Source organism: Anabaena sp. 54 (assembly GCF_017355725.1).
Taxonomy (GTDB): domain Bacteria; phylum Cyanobacteriota; class Cyanobacteriia; order Cyanobacteriales; family Nostocaceae; genus Dolichospermum; species Dolichospermum heterosporum.
In genome coordinates, this window is record NZ_JAAVWA010000031.1 from 24,209 (window position 1) to 37,202 (window position 12,994).

Below are 12,994 nucleotides of genomic sequence, written 5' to 3' on the forward strand. Positions count from 1 at the left end.
CATGAATCACGTAAATCATAGTTAGGACTTCAAAGGTAAAACTCTATGATCAGTCGAGACAAAGCCCCAACGGCTCAAGAAACTTTTATGCAGATGGCGCAAGCAGCCGGACTGAGAGGTAGGCTGCTTGTAACTGTCGGTATTTTAATTTTGGTTCGCCTGGGGATATTTTTGCCTGTTCCAGGAATTGATAGACCTAAGTTTGCTGAGGCTATATCGGGCAACAATTCCATCTTCGGTTTATTGGATATATTCTCTGGGCGGGGACTCTCTACTTTGGGGATCTTTGCTTTGGGGATTTTGCCCTTTATTAATGCCTCCATTATCATCCAATTGCTCACTGCTGCTCTGCCATCTTTAGAAAATTTACAGAAAAATGAAGGGGAAGCAGGTCGGCGGAAAATATCACAAATTACCCGCTATGTGACAGTAGTTTGGGCAATTATTCAAAGTGTAGCTTTTTCGGCATTATTCCTCCAACAATTTGCTCTCAACCCAGGCCCAATATTTGTCGCAGAAACTGCGATCGCCCTTACTGCTGGTTCAATGTTCGTTATGTGGGCATCGGAACTGATTACTGAACGGGGGATTGGCAATGGGGCATCTTTGTTGATTTTTGTCAACATTGTGGCTTCTTTACCCAAATCTCTGGGCGATACCATTGACTTGGTACAAGTTGGTGGACGGGAAATTGTTGGGCGTGTCATCGTCCTTGTACTAGTTTTTATGTTCACAATCGTGGGTATTGTGTTCGTACAGGAAGGAATGCGCCGCATCCCTATTATTTCTGCTCGTCGTCAAGTAGGCAGAAGAGTTTTAGCAGAACAGCGGAGTTATTTGCCCTTACGGCTTAATTCTGGCGGAGTAATGCCGATTATTTTCGCAGCCGCCATCCTGAGTTTGCCACTTTTAGTCGCCAATTTCACTAAAAATCCCGAATTAGCAAACATTGTTAATACCTATTTAAGTCCCGGTGGTTCTGCACCTTGGGTATATGCCCTCGTTTACTTAACTTCCATTGTTTTCTTCAGTTACTTCTATTCTTCGTTGATTCTCAACCCTGTAGACGTGGCTCAGAATTTGAAAAAAATGGGTTCTAGTATTCCCGGTATTCGTCCTGGAAAAGCTACTAGTGAGTATATCGAAAAGGTCACAAACCGACTGACTTTTTTAGGGGCTATCTTTTTAGGTTTAGTGGCAATTATTCCCACAGCCGTAGAAAGTGCCTTAAAAGTTCCCACATTTAAAGGTTTGGGTGCGACATCTTTGTTGATTTTAGTTGGTGTGGCAATTGATACTGCTAAACAAATCCAAACTTACGTTATCTCTCAGCGATATGAAGGAATGGTGAAACAATAGTGACGCGATTAATCTTCTTGGGACCACCGGGTGCTGGTAAAGGAACTCAAGCTCAAACCTTGGCTGCATTTTTGCAGATTCCCCATATTTCTACAGGTGACATTTTACGTCAAGCCATTCAAGACAAAACAAATTTGGGCATACAAGCCCAAAGTTTTATGGATAAAGGCGAATTAGTCCCCGACAAATTAGTAGAAGATATGGTTGAAGAACGCCTGAAACAACCAGATGCTAAAACAGGTTGGATTTTAGATGGCTTTCCTCGTAAAGTTACACAAGCAGAGTTTCTAGTAGCATTACTCACAAGTCTAGGACAGGGTGGTGAAAAAGTAGTCAATCTGGATGCACCAGATGAAACTGTTATTACCCGGTTACTAGGACGCGGACGAAAAGATGATACTGAAGAAGTAATTCGTCGGCGCTTGGAGGTTTACCGTGATGACACTGCACCCTTAATTAACTATTACAGCGATCGCCAAAAACTCCTCACAGTCAACGGTAATCAGTCCCAAGAAGAAGTTTTTACCGATTTGAAAAATATCATAGCTGCTTAAAGAAACTCAGGGGTAGCGGTCTATGTCGGCAGAGAGAAAAAACAAAATTTTCCCTTCCCTAATTACCTCGCCCCTATCTTCCAAGCTAGGCACAAGTCAATTTTAGCTAAGATGTATTAATAAACTGTTGATATTTTCTCTAATTGTGTTCTTGATGCCCATGAAAGTGTACAAGGACAATAGGAGATTGTTGAGTTGAGGAAAAAACTTGTCTAAGCAAGATTTAATCGAAATGGAAGGGACTGTCACCGAATCGTTGCCTAATGCAATGTTTCGTGTTGACTTAGATAACGGCTTTAATGTCCTAGCACACATTTCTGGGAAAATTCGCCGTAATTACATCAAGATTTTACCTGGCGATCGCGTCAAAGTTGAATTAACACCCTACGACTTAACCAAAGGTAGAATCACCTATCGCCTGCGGAAGAAATAAATCTATAGCAGGAGTCACCGAGTCACCGAGTCACCGAGTCACCGAGTCAGGAGCTAAAAACCCTTGATGCTTGGTTTTTGGTTGAAATTTTGTACTTAGTTCACCTGCAATCTGCTGTATTTAGAAAATCCTACCATAAATCAATTGGTCTTTTTCTAGTTACATAACTGAAATATTTCTTCTAGAAATGCTATAATTTACTATTTGGAGTCAATTTTAAAAGGCGTTAGTAACTCAGCCCTAAAAAGGACTGAGCTTGTAAGAAATTGCAAGCTGTACTGACCAGTCTAAGTCTTAACTGACTACGTTTTTTGAGTCACGACACCCACCGAATGCGTAGCCCCTTCGGGGTTCAGCAGTCGCTCATGGGGGAAACCCCCAAGACCGCGCTGCCTCACTAGTTCCCTGCTCTGTCATTTGCAATTAAACAGTTTTAAAGTCACTGAAACAGTGTTGCAAGTCTAAAAAGCTCTTAAAACATTGACGTTCGCGCAGCGTGCCGTAGGCATCAGCTAACATTACCCCAAAAATGGGAGGCTCTTTGGAGCAAAACATTATGCGTACAGAGTTGGGAAATTTGAATCGGTAATTGTCCCGTTGAAAGTACATCACAAAAGTACCCCGAATTTCTTGATTCCAAGGCGGTAATGACAAAATATTCAAGGCGGTTAAAACCGCACGATTCGTGGCTGGTGAGCCATGTCGAACCATCCCTCTCAGCACGCTTTGTGACTGAGTTTCCCACGTACCACAAGGTCTTATGAAAGTCAGAGCCTCAGTTAAGAAAATTTGCGAAAAGTGCAGCGTGATCAAGCGTCGTGGTCGCGTGATGGTGATTTGTGAAAATCCCAAACACAAACAACGCCAAGGATAGAAACTATCTATCAAAGCAAAGTTAAAACCGCGACAATTAACCGGACAAGAAAAAACTATCGCGCTTTGCTAACTGCAACTACGAAAACAATAGGGAGAGATTCATTGTGGCACGGATTTCCGGAGTAGACCTTCCACGCGATAAGCGTATCGAAATCGGTCTAACATACATTTACGGAATTGGCTTAACTAGATCACATCAAATTCTCGCAGCGACTGGTGTTAACCCAGATACCCGCGTCAAAGAACTGTCCGATGCTGATGTGGCAGCCCTCAGAGGAGAAATCGAAAGCAACTATCAAGTTGAAGGAGATTTACGCCGTTTAGAAGGACTAAATATTAAGCGTTTAGTTGATATTGGCTGTTACAGAGGTCGGAGACACCGCATGGGCTTACCAGTGCGTGGACAAAGAACCCGTACCAACGCTAGAACCAGACGTGGTAGAAGACAGACAGTGGCTGGTAAGAAGAAAGCCCCTGGTAAATAATTTCTCTAAACTTGCTGCAATTAGCAAGTTGTACCTTAAATTCACTAAAGAAATATGGCCAGACAACCAACAAAAAAATCCGGGAGCAAAAAGCAGAAACGGAACGTACCCAATGGGGTTGCCTACATTCAGTCTACCTTCAACAATAGCATTGTCACAATTACCGATCAAAATGGAGATGTTATCTCCTGGGCAAGTGCTGGTTCTAGTGGATTTAAAGGGGCAAAAAAGGGAACACCCTTTGCCGCGCAAACCGCTGCTGAAAGCGCAGCTAGACGAGCCACAGACCAAGGAATGCGGCAAATCGAAGTTATGGTGAGTGGTCCTGGTGCAGGTAGAGAAACCGCGATTCGGGCGCTTCAAGGTGCAGGATTAGAAATTACACTCATTCGGGATATTACCCCAATTCCCCACAACGGTTGCCGTCCACCCAAGCGCCGTCGAGTTTAAGCTTTTCTCCTCTAACAGTTAACTGTCAACTTTTGACTGTTGACTGTTGACTTTTGAATTTTGAATTTTGACTTTACGAAGTGAGGGAGGCTACTCCGTGGCGCAGTTTCAAATTGAATGTGTAGAGTCTAATGCTGAGGAAAGTCGGAGCTATTACAGTAAGTTCGTTCTAGAACCCCTAGATCGCGGTCAAGGGACAACTGTTGGCAACGCGTTGCGGCGGGTTCTACTTTCTAACTTAGAAGGAACATCAGTCACAGCAGTGAGAATTGCTGGTGTCAGTCATGAGTTTGCGACAGTTCCAGGGGTAAGGGAAGACGTACTGGAAATGCTCATGCGAATGAAGGATGTCATTCTCAAGAGTTATTCTTCTCAACCCCAAATTGGTCGGTTACTCGTTAACGGACCAGCAACAGTAACTGTGGCACATTTCGATTTACCTAGTGAAGTAGAAGTGATTGACCCGACCCAGTATATCGCCACCATCGCCGAGGGTGGAAAACTGGAAATGGAATTTCGGATTGAGCGAGGCAAAGGCTACCGGACTGTAGAACGAGGCAGAGAAGAAGCCACATCTTTGGATTTTCTCCAAATTGACTCAGTGTTTATGCCCGTACGAAAGGTCAACTATAGTGTTGAAGAAACTCGTGACGATGGCTTTTTGAAAGATAGACTTCTTTTGGAAGTATGGACTAATGGTAGTATTTCTCCTCAAGAAGCACTATCATCTGCTGCTGGAATTTTGGTAGATTTATTTAACCCATTAAAAGATATCTCCTTAGAACCAACAGACACAGGTTCCGATATCCCCGATGATCCCACCGCACAAATTCCCATTGAAGAGTTACAGTTATCTGTTAGAGCTTATAACTGTCTAAAACGCGCCCAAGTAAATTCCGTAGCCGACTTATTGGATTACACCCAAGAAGACCTTTTAGAAATCAAAAACTTTGGTCAAAAGTCAGCGGAAGAAGTAGTGGAAGCTTTACAGCGTCGCTTAGGTATTACTTTACCTCAAGAAAGAAGCTCTAAGCCTAGCTAAATCAAAACCCAATAAATGAAACTTCATTAGTGCATTGTTATGCGTCATCGTTGCCGAGTCAAAAAACTTAGTAAACCAGCGGATCAACGTAAAGCTCTTCTCAGAGCTTTGACAACAGAATTGGTACGTCATGGTCGAATTACTACAACTTTAATCAGAGCTAAAGTTGTCCGCAGTGAAGTAGATAAAATGATTACCCTAGCTAAAGATGGCTCTTTAGCATCACGTCGAAAAGCGTTAGGTTATATCTACGACACAGCCCTGGTTCATGCACTATTCGAGCAAGCTCCTACTCGGTATGCTAACCGTCAAGGTGGTTATACTCGCATTCTGCATACTGTCCCCCGTCGCGGTGATCATGCGGAAATGGCGATTATTGAACTAGTTTAAAGTTATTGGTTATTAGTCATTGGTCATGGGTCATTGGTCAGTAGCAAATAAAAAACAACTGACAACTGACAACTGACAATTGACAACTGATAAACAACTATGTTAGAAAGCCGCCAGCAAAATCAGACTCAGCGAGTAGCCTTAGTCATTCAGTATATAGGTACTCATTTTCACGGCTGGCAAAGACAAAAAGGACAGCGAACTGTTCAAGAAGAGATAGAAACAGCTATAGCCACTGTGCTAGGGTATCATGTGACACTACACGGAGCAGGTCGAACTGATTCTGGAGTCCATGCTGCCGCTCAAGTAGCTCATTTTCAAGCCGCAAGTTTAATTCCTGCTCATAGGTGGGCAAAAGTTCTCAATGGCTACTTGCCCCCAGGTATATTAATTAGGGCATCAGCAGGTGTAAGTGAAAGTTGGCACGCTCGTTTTAGCGCGATTTACCGACGATATCGCTACACTATCTACACTGAGGAGTTACCGAATTTATTCGCGCAGCCTTTCAGTTGGCATTATTATTATGCCCCTTTAGATGAAGCCTTAATTAGGTCTGCCTTAAAACCACTGCTGGGAAAACACCATTTATCTGCTTTTGAACGGGCTGGGTCAGCGCGATCGCATTCCTGGGTAGAAGTGCAAGCAGTAGAATGTCGTCGGAGTGGATCATTTATCCATATTGAAATTCAGGCTGATGGATTTTTATATGGCATGGTGCGGCTGTTGATAGGAATGGTAGTGCAAGTAGGTTCTGGTCAGCGGACTCTAGATGACTTTACCGATATCTGGCAACAGGAACGCCGAGAAGAAGTGAAATATTCTGCACCCGCTCACGGGCTATGCTTGTTGAGAGTCGGTTATCCCGATTTTCCCTTTCCGCCAAAAATTTGGTATGACACCCAACCATACCTAGTCATGGGTCATGAATCATGAATCATGACAAAGGACAACTGACAACTGACAACTGACAAAGGACAAAAAATGAGTAGTAAAACCTACCTTCCCCCTCAAGCATCTCTTGAGCGTGATTGGTACTTAGTAGACGCGACAGATAAACGTCTGGGTCGTCTGGCGAGTGAAGTCGCTATGATCCTCAGAGGTAAAAGAAAAGCTGAATATACTCCCCATTTAGATACCGGGGATTTTGTCATTATTATCAATGCTGAGAAAGTGGCAGTTACAGGTAAAAAGCGCACTCAAAAGCTTTACCGTCGCCATTCTGGTCGTCCCGGTGGTATGAAAACCGAAACTTTCGCCAAGTTACAACAGCGATTACCAGAAAGAATTCTCGAACACGCTATTAAGGGTATGTTACCTAAAAATAGTTTGGGTAAACAGTTATTTACCAAACTGAAAGTGTATGCAGGCCCAACTCATCCTCATGCAGCACAACAACCCAAAGAAATCACAATTAGTACAATTCCTGGAGAAAACTAATGCAGGTAGCAGAAATTACTAGCGGACGTGCTGTTTATTGGGGTACTGGTCGTCGGAAAGCCTCTGTCGCTAGAGTTCGTCTAGTTCCCGGTGAAGGGAAAATGACTGTTAACGGTAAAGATGGAGATTTGTATTTCCAATTCAATCCTAACTACTTAGGCGCGATTAAAGCACCTTTGGAAACCTTGGGATTGGAAAGCGAGTATGACATCGTGGTGAAAGCTGAAGGTGGTGGCTTAACCGGACAAGCAGATTCTATTCGTTTAGGAGTTGCTCGTGCTTTATGTCAACTTGACCCAGATAACCGTTCACCTTTGAAAACTGAAGGCTATTTAACTCGTGACCCACGAGCTAAAGAACGGAAGAAATACGGTTTGCACAAAGCCCGCAAAGCTCCTCAATACTCGAAACGCTAAGATAGGAGTCAGGAGTTCAGAAGTTCAGAATTCAGGAGTATGGCTAACGCCACCCTATGCCTTCAGCACAGTACGTGAAAGCTATCAGAATTCAGGAGTTCAGAAGGAAGAGGGAAAAACTTTTTACCCAGTATCCAATCTCCAGTTCCCTATTCTCAGTTCTAAATTTATATAGATTCCCCACAAAAAAACAATGGCTAAACCTGATATTCATCCCAAATGGTATCCAGATGCTAAAGTCTACTGTAATGGTCAAGTAGTTATGACCATTGGTGCTACTAAGCCCGAACTCCACGTAGATGTTTGGTCTGGAAATCACCCTTTCTACACTGGTACTCAGAAAATGATTGATACGGAAGGTCGTGTAGAACGCTTCCTGCGTAAATATGGTATGTCCAGCACTCAAACTGGCGACGATAATCAAAAGTAGCTGGTTGGCTGTAGCTGTTGATAGTGTGGCGGAAGCCACAGACGACCCTGCATAGTGCTGGGTCGCTTGTCATTTAATGCTTGAGCCAACTTGTTATTTTTTAGGAGCATTTATAGTCATCATGGCAGAATCATACTTACTGGAGAAACTTAAATCTGTTGAACAAACTTTTCATGAATTAACACGCCGTTTAGCCGATCCTGATACTGCTAGTAATCCCGATGAGTATCAAAAAATTGCTAAGTCTCGTTCTTCTTTGGAAGAGGTAGTTAATACCTATGAAACTTGGAAAACAGTCCAGGATGAATTGGTAGGGGCGCGTCAGATCCTCAAAGAGTCCAATAGCGATCTAGAGTTGCATCAAATGGCAGCAATGGAAGTTAGTGAACTGGAAGAAAAGCTAGGATATTTGGAAAGCCGCTTAAAGGTGTTGCTGCTACCCCGTGACCCCAACGATGATAAAAACATTATGTTGGAAATCCGCGCTGGTACTGGTGGTGATGAAGCTAGTATCTGGGCTGGGGATTTACTGCGGATGTATTCCCGCTATGCTGATGTCCAAGGTTGGAAGGTGAAGCTGGTCAGCGAGTCCTTGGGGGAAATGGGCGGGTTTAAAGAAGTAATTCTAGAAATTCAAGGTGATAGTGTTTATAGTAAGCTGAAGTTTGAATCAGGTGTACATCGTGTTCAGCGTGTACCAGCAACGGAATCGGGAGGAAGGGTTCACACTTCGACTGCGACTATAGCGATTATGCCAGAAGTGGATGAAGTGGAAATCCACATTGACCCGAAAGATATTGAAATGAGTACGGCGCGTTCTGGTGGTGCGGGTGGACAAAACGTGAATAAGGTGGAAACAGCCGCTGATTTGTTCCACAAACCTACGGGGATTCGGATTTTCTGTACTGAAGAACGGAGTCAGTTGCAGAATAAAGAACGGGCGATGCAAATTCTCCGGGCTAAGTTGTATGAGTTGAAATTGCGAGAACAACAAGATGCTGTGACTTCCATGCGGCGATCGCAGGTGGGTACGGGTTCTCGTTCGGAAAAAATTCGCACTTACAATTATAAAGATAGTCGGGTGACTGACCACCGTTTAGGTCAAAATTTTACCCTTAACCCTGTTTTGGAAGGTGATATAGAGACGGTGATTCAATCTTGTATATCGCAAGATCAACAAGAACGGTTAGCAGAACTAGCGGCTTCTGGTTCTAGTAGCTAATTAACTTCCTAAATATCTTAGAAAACCGCTTGTTGTTATTTTTTGCACTCACAGGCGGTTTTCTTGTTGGACGAGGGAATAGAATGGAGGGCGCAGGCCCTGCGCCCCTACGGTCATTTTAAGGACTAAATACCTTAAACCACTTATTTAAAACTGTATTGATTGTTTGTTTAATTTGATGGTTGCGATTCCATCTTTGAAAGGCGATTTCGTAATCTTCACCTTTGGTTTGAAAAGTATTCCAAATATCTAAGGATATGGCTAATCCGCAAGCTAGTAAGATATAAAGTGACCAAGAAATACCGCCACTAATTAAATCCATACCTATGAAAAAAATATTGATGATTGCGTAATTTCCCAGACGTTTTTTAAATTTACTTTGGCGATAAAGATTAAAAGCTTTACGCTGTTCAACTTCGTTTTGCTTACCTAACCAATCCCGTTCCGCTTGTTGGAGGATATCGGGTGATATTTGTAACTCTGTGGCGATTTCCAGGATTTGCTGATAGGAAAATTCCTGATCATTATCGTCTACTTGACGAGCGATCGCTAATTGCAGAATTTGCTGTACATCTTCTTGGCTGTAAGAACGCAGGCTGTTAGGGTGAAACGTCGTCATAATTGTTGCTCAAATAATAGTTTTAATAGAAAAATGCACTACCATCAGCAATACAGCACTTTCTAATGTTATGAGGTACAGTTTTTTATCCCCAAATCCGTAGGGGCGCAGGGCTTGCGCCCTCCATTGTATTTCATTAGAGCGAAAATTGCTGTATTTACACCACTTCTAGATTAGCAAATATAAATCAATCTGGTGTTCAATTAGTTATGGTTGGGAAAAAGATATATGGTGGTTATTAGCAGTCCGATGAGGAGAGGGTGCAGGCCTTGCACCCCTACGGATTTTCAATCAGATGTGAAATTGATCCGCAATATCACAGGTTTATTGGGTGGTATTGCCTTGTGGAAAGATTAGGTAAGATATAAAAAGCGATTGTCTGAATCAGGATTAAAGGCGATCGCCTATTAAATTACCAAGAAGTCAAAAAATTCCATCCTTCTTTTTCGTCTCCTTCCTCTTCTTCTTTTGGAGTATTGACATTTTCTCCTTGAAGTACATGATCGTATTCTCTTGAATCAACCCATTTTAATAATTCACCAGTTCGCATTACTAACCAAGAAAGACTAGATTCCGAATAACTTAATATTTTCGTAACTTGATCTAGATTATCAACACTACTAGATGCAAACTCGCGGGATTGAATCAGGAAATCTTCGATCACATTAGGAGTTAAATACTCTTCTGGTAAACCTGCCAGTTTCATCAGTGCGGTAGTGGCAATATCAATATCTTGACAAGCTAATAAACCGGCCCGGTCAGCAGTGAACTTTGCCATCATTACCCAATTATATAATGCTAATTCTACACCACCAGCTATCAATCCTCCTAATCCTAATGTGGTACTGCTTAACCACATTTTCAACGCCGGCATGACAATTGATATTTGATGATAAATCATATGTTGACTTTTAATTCGAGCAATTTCGTATCCAAAAATAAACAGTAATTCATCATAATTCAACCATTCCATTGCTTCAATATTGATACCAATAATAGGTTTTTCTACGCCAATAATATAGGTTTGAATATGCCCTGTCCCTCGAAACAAATACAATTCAGGAATAGTTGTCACATCAAGAATTTGGCAAGCTTCTAATAATGGTTGATACAATTGGGGAAAATTCCGGGGTGTGACTCTGATTTCACTAGCAATACTTTGTAATCTCAGTAAACGATCAATACCATATTCGTTGACTTTTTTGAGCAAAGGAGAGATACCGGGCATACTTTGTAAAGAAGCTAAAGCTTTGCGATCAAATGGGTGTTCGTAAGTTTGCGAACTTAGTCCAGTTAAGATTTTTTTTGTCATGGGAAGTGAGTTATTTTGGCAAAATAATTAAATTATATTGTTTGATTTTATAAAAAATCCAGGGAATTTATTCCCTGTCTAAGAGGATGTTTTAAAAGTGGTATCCCATAAAAATCCTCATCAAGAATTTCCTCTATCCCAAAAGGACAAATTATAGGATACTCACTCTCCTCCGGTACACGAACTCCGAATTTAGCCAGTTTGCCCTCTTTAATTGCCAATTTACGCCCATCAGGATAGGCTTTTTCTACTGCTTCTATTAAAAAACTTTTCAGAGATGGAGTATCTTCGAGATTATCAAGAACTCGTTGACGATGTTCCACAACTGAACTATACCAACTTGTTTTCATGGAGTCAGGTACATGATGCTGAATTTTTAATTTGAGTAAGTGAGCTAATAAGATTTTCAGATTACTTCTGAGTGTATTCTTCTCTGACTTACCCAAATCAACTAACTCCTCAATTAAATTCTCAATATCCAGGGACGCAAATTCACGATTTCGTAATTGTTGAATTGTTTGCTCAATCCATAATTGCAAATCGCTATTATATAGTTTATTAGACATCTTTTAGGTCTACTTCCATTCATTAGCTCTGCTACTATTGTAACTTATAGCAATTCTCGCTCTCATGAAATGCAATGGAGGGCGCAGACCCTGCGCCCCTACGGATTTGGCGATAAAAAACCGTACCTCATAACATCAGGAAGTGCTGTATAGCCGCAGACAGGGTAGTTAGGACGTTCCGGCGGAACATCTCTACTTAATGGCTATAGCTATAATTATTACCAGAAATAGCGATTTTTTCAGCAAATATTGTAATGTCATTGTCATTACAATATGCTAAAATGATTTAATCAATAATTACGCCCAAAAAAAATCCACCATGACCAATAAAACAAAAAATATAACTGTGCGTAACACCTTAAATTTACGCATTAAGCCAGAGGAACGTGATTTGATAGATATGGCCGCCAAAGTGTTAGGTAAAAATAGAACTGATTTTATTTTGGCAGCAGCGCGGAATGCTGCGGAGGAAACTTTGCTGGAACGGACTATTTTTTGGGCTAGTCCAGAGGCTTATGCAGAATTTATCGCCTTACTAGATGCACCACCCCAACCTAATGAGCGTTTACGCAAAACCATGCAGACAACTCCACCTTGGGATAAAGAATGAGTTTAACACCACCTGAAACTCTCTCTAGTCACCACTCCTGCTCTGATTTTTCCTGTGGAATTGCTTCTCTTGATGATTGGTTAAAACGTCGAGCTTATACCAATCAAATCAGTGGTGCAACTAGAACTTTTGTTCTTTGTGTTGACAATAGAGTAGTTGGGTATTATGCCCTGGCTTCTGGAGCGATTAGTGTACAATCAGCCTTAGGTAAATTTCGGCGAAATATGCCTGACCCCATTCCGGTAGTAATTTTAGCAAGATTAGCAATAGATAGTTCTTATCAAAGTCAAGGTTTAGGACGGGCTTTATTTCGTGATGCGGCGCTAAGGGTTGTTCAAGCTGCTGATACAATTGGTATTAGAGGAATTATTGTTCATGCTATTTCTGAAGAAGCTAAGGATTTTTATTTGGCTTTAGGTTTTATTTTGTCTCCTCTTGAACCAATGACGTTGATGATTACTCTTAATGATTTACGTGATTCTATTACTTAGAAATAAATACTGAAACTTTATGAAAAATGCTGCCACAACTCCCAAACGCATTTTAGCGTTAAACCATTCTGTAATTGATGCGATATATGTAAGGGTTTAGCAGTGCTAAACCCTTACATATATCGAAGTTAAGGTAATTCATGTTGATTTAACACTAAAATTAATAATATTGACAGGTTAATTATCACGTTTTCGTCAATTTGTCAATAGTAAATTTTTACTATTACTCAAATTAGATCATTTCTGAGCAAATTCATGGCTAAAATTGTTGAAGAAACAGCTATTAATTTTGTAAAGTTTTG

The 12,994-nt window shown here is 41.5% G+C and carries 18 protein-coding genes; 15 read left to right on the plus strand and 3 right to left on the minus strand.

The window, feature by feature from the left end; all coding sequences use genetic code 11:
* Window positions 1–45: 45 nt before the first annotated feature.
* The 13 genes from secY (at window position 46) to prfA (ending at window position 9,094) form a co-directional block, all read left to right on the plus strand.
* Complete coding sequence (gene secY, locus HEQ36_RS21210) at window positions 46–1,359, plus strand: preprotein translocase subunit SecY (protein WP_027402089.1); 1,314 nt, start codon at window positions 46–48, stop codon at window positions 1,357–1,359.
* A complete protein-coding gene (locus HEQ36_RS21215) occupies window positions 1,359–1,913 on the plus strand; it encodes an adenylate kinase (protein WP_027402088.1) in 555 nt (184 codons plus the stop codon). The genes secY and HEQ36_RS21215 overlap by 1 nt, the downstream gene beginning before the upstream one ends.
* Window positions 1,914–2,121: 208 nt before the next feature.
* Window positions 2,122–2,346 (plus strand): translation initiation factor IF-1, encoded by a 225-nt coding sequence (gene infA / locus HEQ36_RS21220; protein ID WP_006276978.1) that lies wholly within the window; start codon window positions 2,122–2,124, stop codon window positions 2,344–2,346.
* Between the two features lie 760 nt (window positions 2,347–3,106).
* A complete protein-coding gene (gene rpmJ / locus HEQ36_RS21225) occupies window positions 3,107–3,220 on the plus strand; it encodes a 50S ribosomal protein L36 (protein ID WP_015079193.1) in 114 nt (37 codons plus the stop codon).
* Between the two features lie 106 nt (window positions 3,221–3,326).
* The gene (gene rpsM, locus HEQ36_RS21230; protein ID WP_027402087.1) at window positions 3,327–3,707 is read left to right on the plus strand and encodes a 30S ribosomal protein S13; all 381 of its coding nucleotides are present in this window, start codon (window positions 3,327–3,329) and stop codon (window positions 3,705–3,707) included.
* Between the two features lie 54 nt (window positions 3,708–3,761).
* A complete protein-coding gene (gene rpsK / locus HEQ36_RS21235) occupies window positions 3,762–4,157 on the plus strand; it encodes a 30S ribosomal protein S11 (protein ID WP_015079191.1) in 396 nt (131 codons plus the stop codon).
* 97 nt (window positions 4,158–4,254) lie between these two features.
* Window positions 4,255–5,199, plus strand: a complete 945-nt coding sequence (locus tag HEQ36_RS21240) for a DNA-directed RNA polymerase subunit alpha (protein ID WP_027402086.1) — start codon at window positions 4,255–4,257, stop codon at window positions 5,197–5,199.
* A 39-nt stretch (window positions 5,200–5,238) separates the two neighbouring features.
* Complete coding sequence (gene rplQ, locus HEQ36_RS21245) at window positions 5,239–5,589, plus strand: 50S ribosomal protein L17 (protein WP_039201057.1); 351 nt, start codon at window positions 5,239–5,241, stop codon at window positions 5,587–5,589.
* A 99-nt stretch (window positions 5,590–5,688) separates the two neighbouring features.
* Window positions 5,689–6,522 carry a tRNA pseudouridine(38-40) synthase TruA gene (truA, locus tag HEQ36_RS21250; protein WP_168634930.1) on the plus strand — a complete coding sequence of 278 codons (834 nt, stop codon included), beginning with the start codon at window positions 5,689–5,691 and terminating at the stop codon, window positions 6,520–6,522.
* Between the two features lie 48 nt (window positions 6,523–6,570).
* Window positions 6,571–7,026: a 50S ribosomal protein L13 gene (gene rplM, locus HEQ36_RS21255; RefSeq protein ID WP_027402083.1), complete on the plus strand. Its 456-nt coding sequence runs from the start codon at window positions 6,571–6,573 to the stop codon at window positions 7,024–7,026.
* A complete protein-coding gene (gene rpsI, locus HEQ36_RS21260) occupies window positions 7,026–7,442 on the plus strand; it encodes a 30S ribosomal protein S9 (RefSeq protein WP_039201058.1) in 417 nt (138 codons plus the stop codon). The genes rplM and rpsI overlap by 1 nt, the downstream gene beginning before the upstream one ends.
* Window positions 7,443–7,635: 193 nt before the next feature.
* On the plus strand, window positions 7,636–7,872 hold the full coding sequence (gene rpmE / locus HEQ36_RS21265; RefSeq protein WP_039201059.1) for a 50S ribosomal protein L31: 237 nt from the start codon (window positions 7,636–7,638) through the stop codon (window positions 7,870–7,872).
* A gap of 121 nt (window positions 7,873–7,993) precedes the next feature.
* Entirely contained in the window at window positions 7,994–9,094 is a 1,101-nt protein-coding gene (gene prfA, locus HEQ36_RS21270) for a peptide chain release factor 1 (RefSeq protein WP_039201072.1), read from the plus strand.
* 118 nt (window positions 9,095–9,212) lie between these two features.
* Here the strand turns inward: prfA and HEQ36_RS21275 are convergent, their stop codons facing one another.
* The 3 genes from HEQ36_RS21275 to HEQ36_RS21285 all read right to left on the minus strand — a co-directional run bounded on the left by HEQ36_RS21275 (window position 9,213) and on the right by HEQ36_RS21285 (window position 11,591).
* A complete protein-coding gene (locus HEQ36_RS21275) occupies window positions 9,213–9,713 on the minus strand; it encodes a 2TM domain-containing protein (protein ID WP_168634931.1) in 501 nt (166 codons plus the stop codon).
* A 412-nt stretch (window positions 9,714–10,125) separates the two neighbouring features.
* A complete protein-coding gene (locus HEQ36_RS21280) occupies window positions 10,126–11,025 on the minus strand; it encodes a M48 family metallopeptidase (RefSeq protein ID WP_168634932.1) in 900 nt (299 codons plus the stop codon).
* 47 nt (window positions 11,026–11,072) lie between these two features.
* On the minus strand, window positions 11,073–11,591 hold the full coding sequence (locus HEQ36_RS21285) for a DUF29 domain-containing protein (protein ID WP_053538440.1): 519 nt from the start codon (window positions 11,589–11,591) through the stop codon (window positions 11,073–11,075).
* A 319-nt stretch (window positions 11,592–11,910) separates the two neighbouring features.
* Here HEQ36_RS21285 and HEQ36_RS21290 point away from each other — a divergent pair, with 319 nt between their 5' ends.
* Together HEQ36_RS21290 and HEQ36_RS21295 are read left to right on the plus strand one after the other, a co-directional pair.
* Window positions 11,911–12,201 (plus strand): DUF1778 domain-containing protein, encoded by a 291-nt coding sequence (locus HEQ36_RS21290; protein ID WP_053538439.1) that lies wholly within the window; start codon window positions 11,911–11,913, stop codon window positions 12,199–12,201.
* Window positions 12,198–12,692 (plus strand): GNAT family N-acetyltransferase, encoded by a 495-nt coding sequence (locus HEQ36_RS21295; protein ID WP_168634933.1) that lies wholly within the window; start codon window positions 12,198–12,200, stop codon window positions 12,690–12,692. Before HEQ36_RS21290 ends, HEQ36_RS21295 begins: the two co-directional genes overlap by 4 nt.
* Window positions 12,693–12,994: the final 302 nt, after the last annotated feature.

Bases quoted from the DNA above. Each gene is read 5' to 3' on its own strand.
- secY (WP_027402089.1), top strand. From the start codon at position 46: ATGATCAGTCGAGACAAAGCCCCAACGGCTCAAGAAACTTTTATGCAG.
- rpmJ (WP_015079193.1), top strand. From the start codon at position 3,107: ATGAAAGTCAGAGCCTCAGTTAAGAAAATTTGCGAAAAGTGCAGCGTG.
- rpsK (WP_015079191.1), top strand. From the start codon at position 3,762: ATGGCCAGACAACCAACAAAAAAATCCGGGAGCAAAAAGCAGAAACGG.
- rplQ (WP_039201057.1), top strand. From the start codon at position 5,239: ATGCGTCATCGTTGCCGAGTCAAAAAACTTAGTAAACCAGCGGATCAA.
- truA (WP_168634930.1), top strand. From the start codon at position 5,689: ATGTTAGAAAGCCGCCAGCAAAATCAGACTCAGCGAGTAGCCTTAGTC.
- rplM (WP_027402083.1), top strand. From the start codon at position 6,571: ATGAGTAGTAAAACCTACCTTCCCCCTCAAGCATCTCTTGAGCGTGAT.
- rpsI (WP_039201058.1), top strand. From the start codon at position 7,026: ATGCAGGTAGCAGAAATTACTAGCGGACGTGCTGTTTATTGGGGTACT.
- rpmE (WP_039201059.1), top strand. From the start codon at position 7,636: ATGGCTAAACCTGATATTCATCCCAAATGGTATCCAGATGCTAAAGTC.
- prfA (WP_039201072.1), top strand. From the start codon at position 7,994: ATGGCAGAATCATACTTACTGGAGAAACTTAAATCTGTTGAACAAACT.
- HEQ36_RS21275 (WP_168634931.1), bottom strand. From the start codon at position 9,713: ATGACGACGTTTCACCCTAACAGCCTGCGTTCTTACAGCCAAGAAGAT.
- HEQ36_RS21280 (WP_168634932.1), bottom strand. From the start codon at position 11,025: ATGACAAAAAAAATCTTAACTGGACTAAGTTCGCAAACTTACGAACAC.
- HEQ36_RS21285 (WP_053538440.1), bottom strand. From the start codon at position 11,591: ATGTCTAATAAACTATATAATAGCGATTTGCAATTATGGATTGAGCAA.
- HEQ36_RS21290 (WP_053538439.1), top strand. From the start codon at position 11,911: ATGACCAATAAAACAAAAAATATAACTGTGCGTAACACCTTAAATTTA.
- HEQ36_RS21295 (WP_168634933.1), top strand. From the start codon at position 12,198: ATGAGTTTAACACCACCTGAAACTCTCTCTAGTCACCACTCCTGCTCT.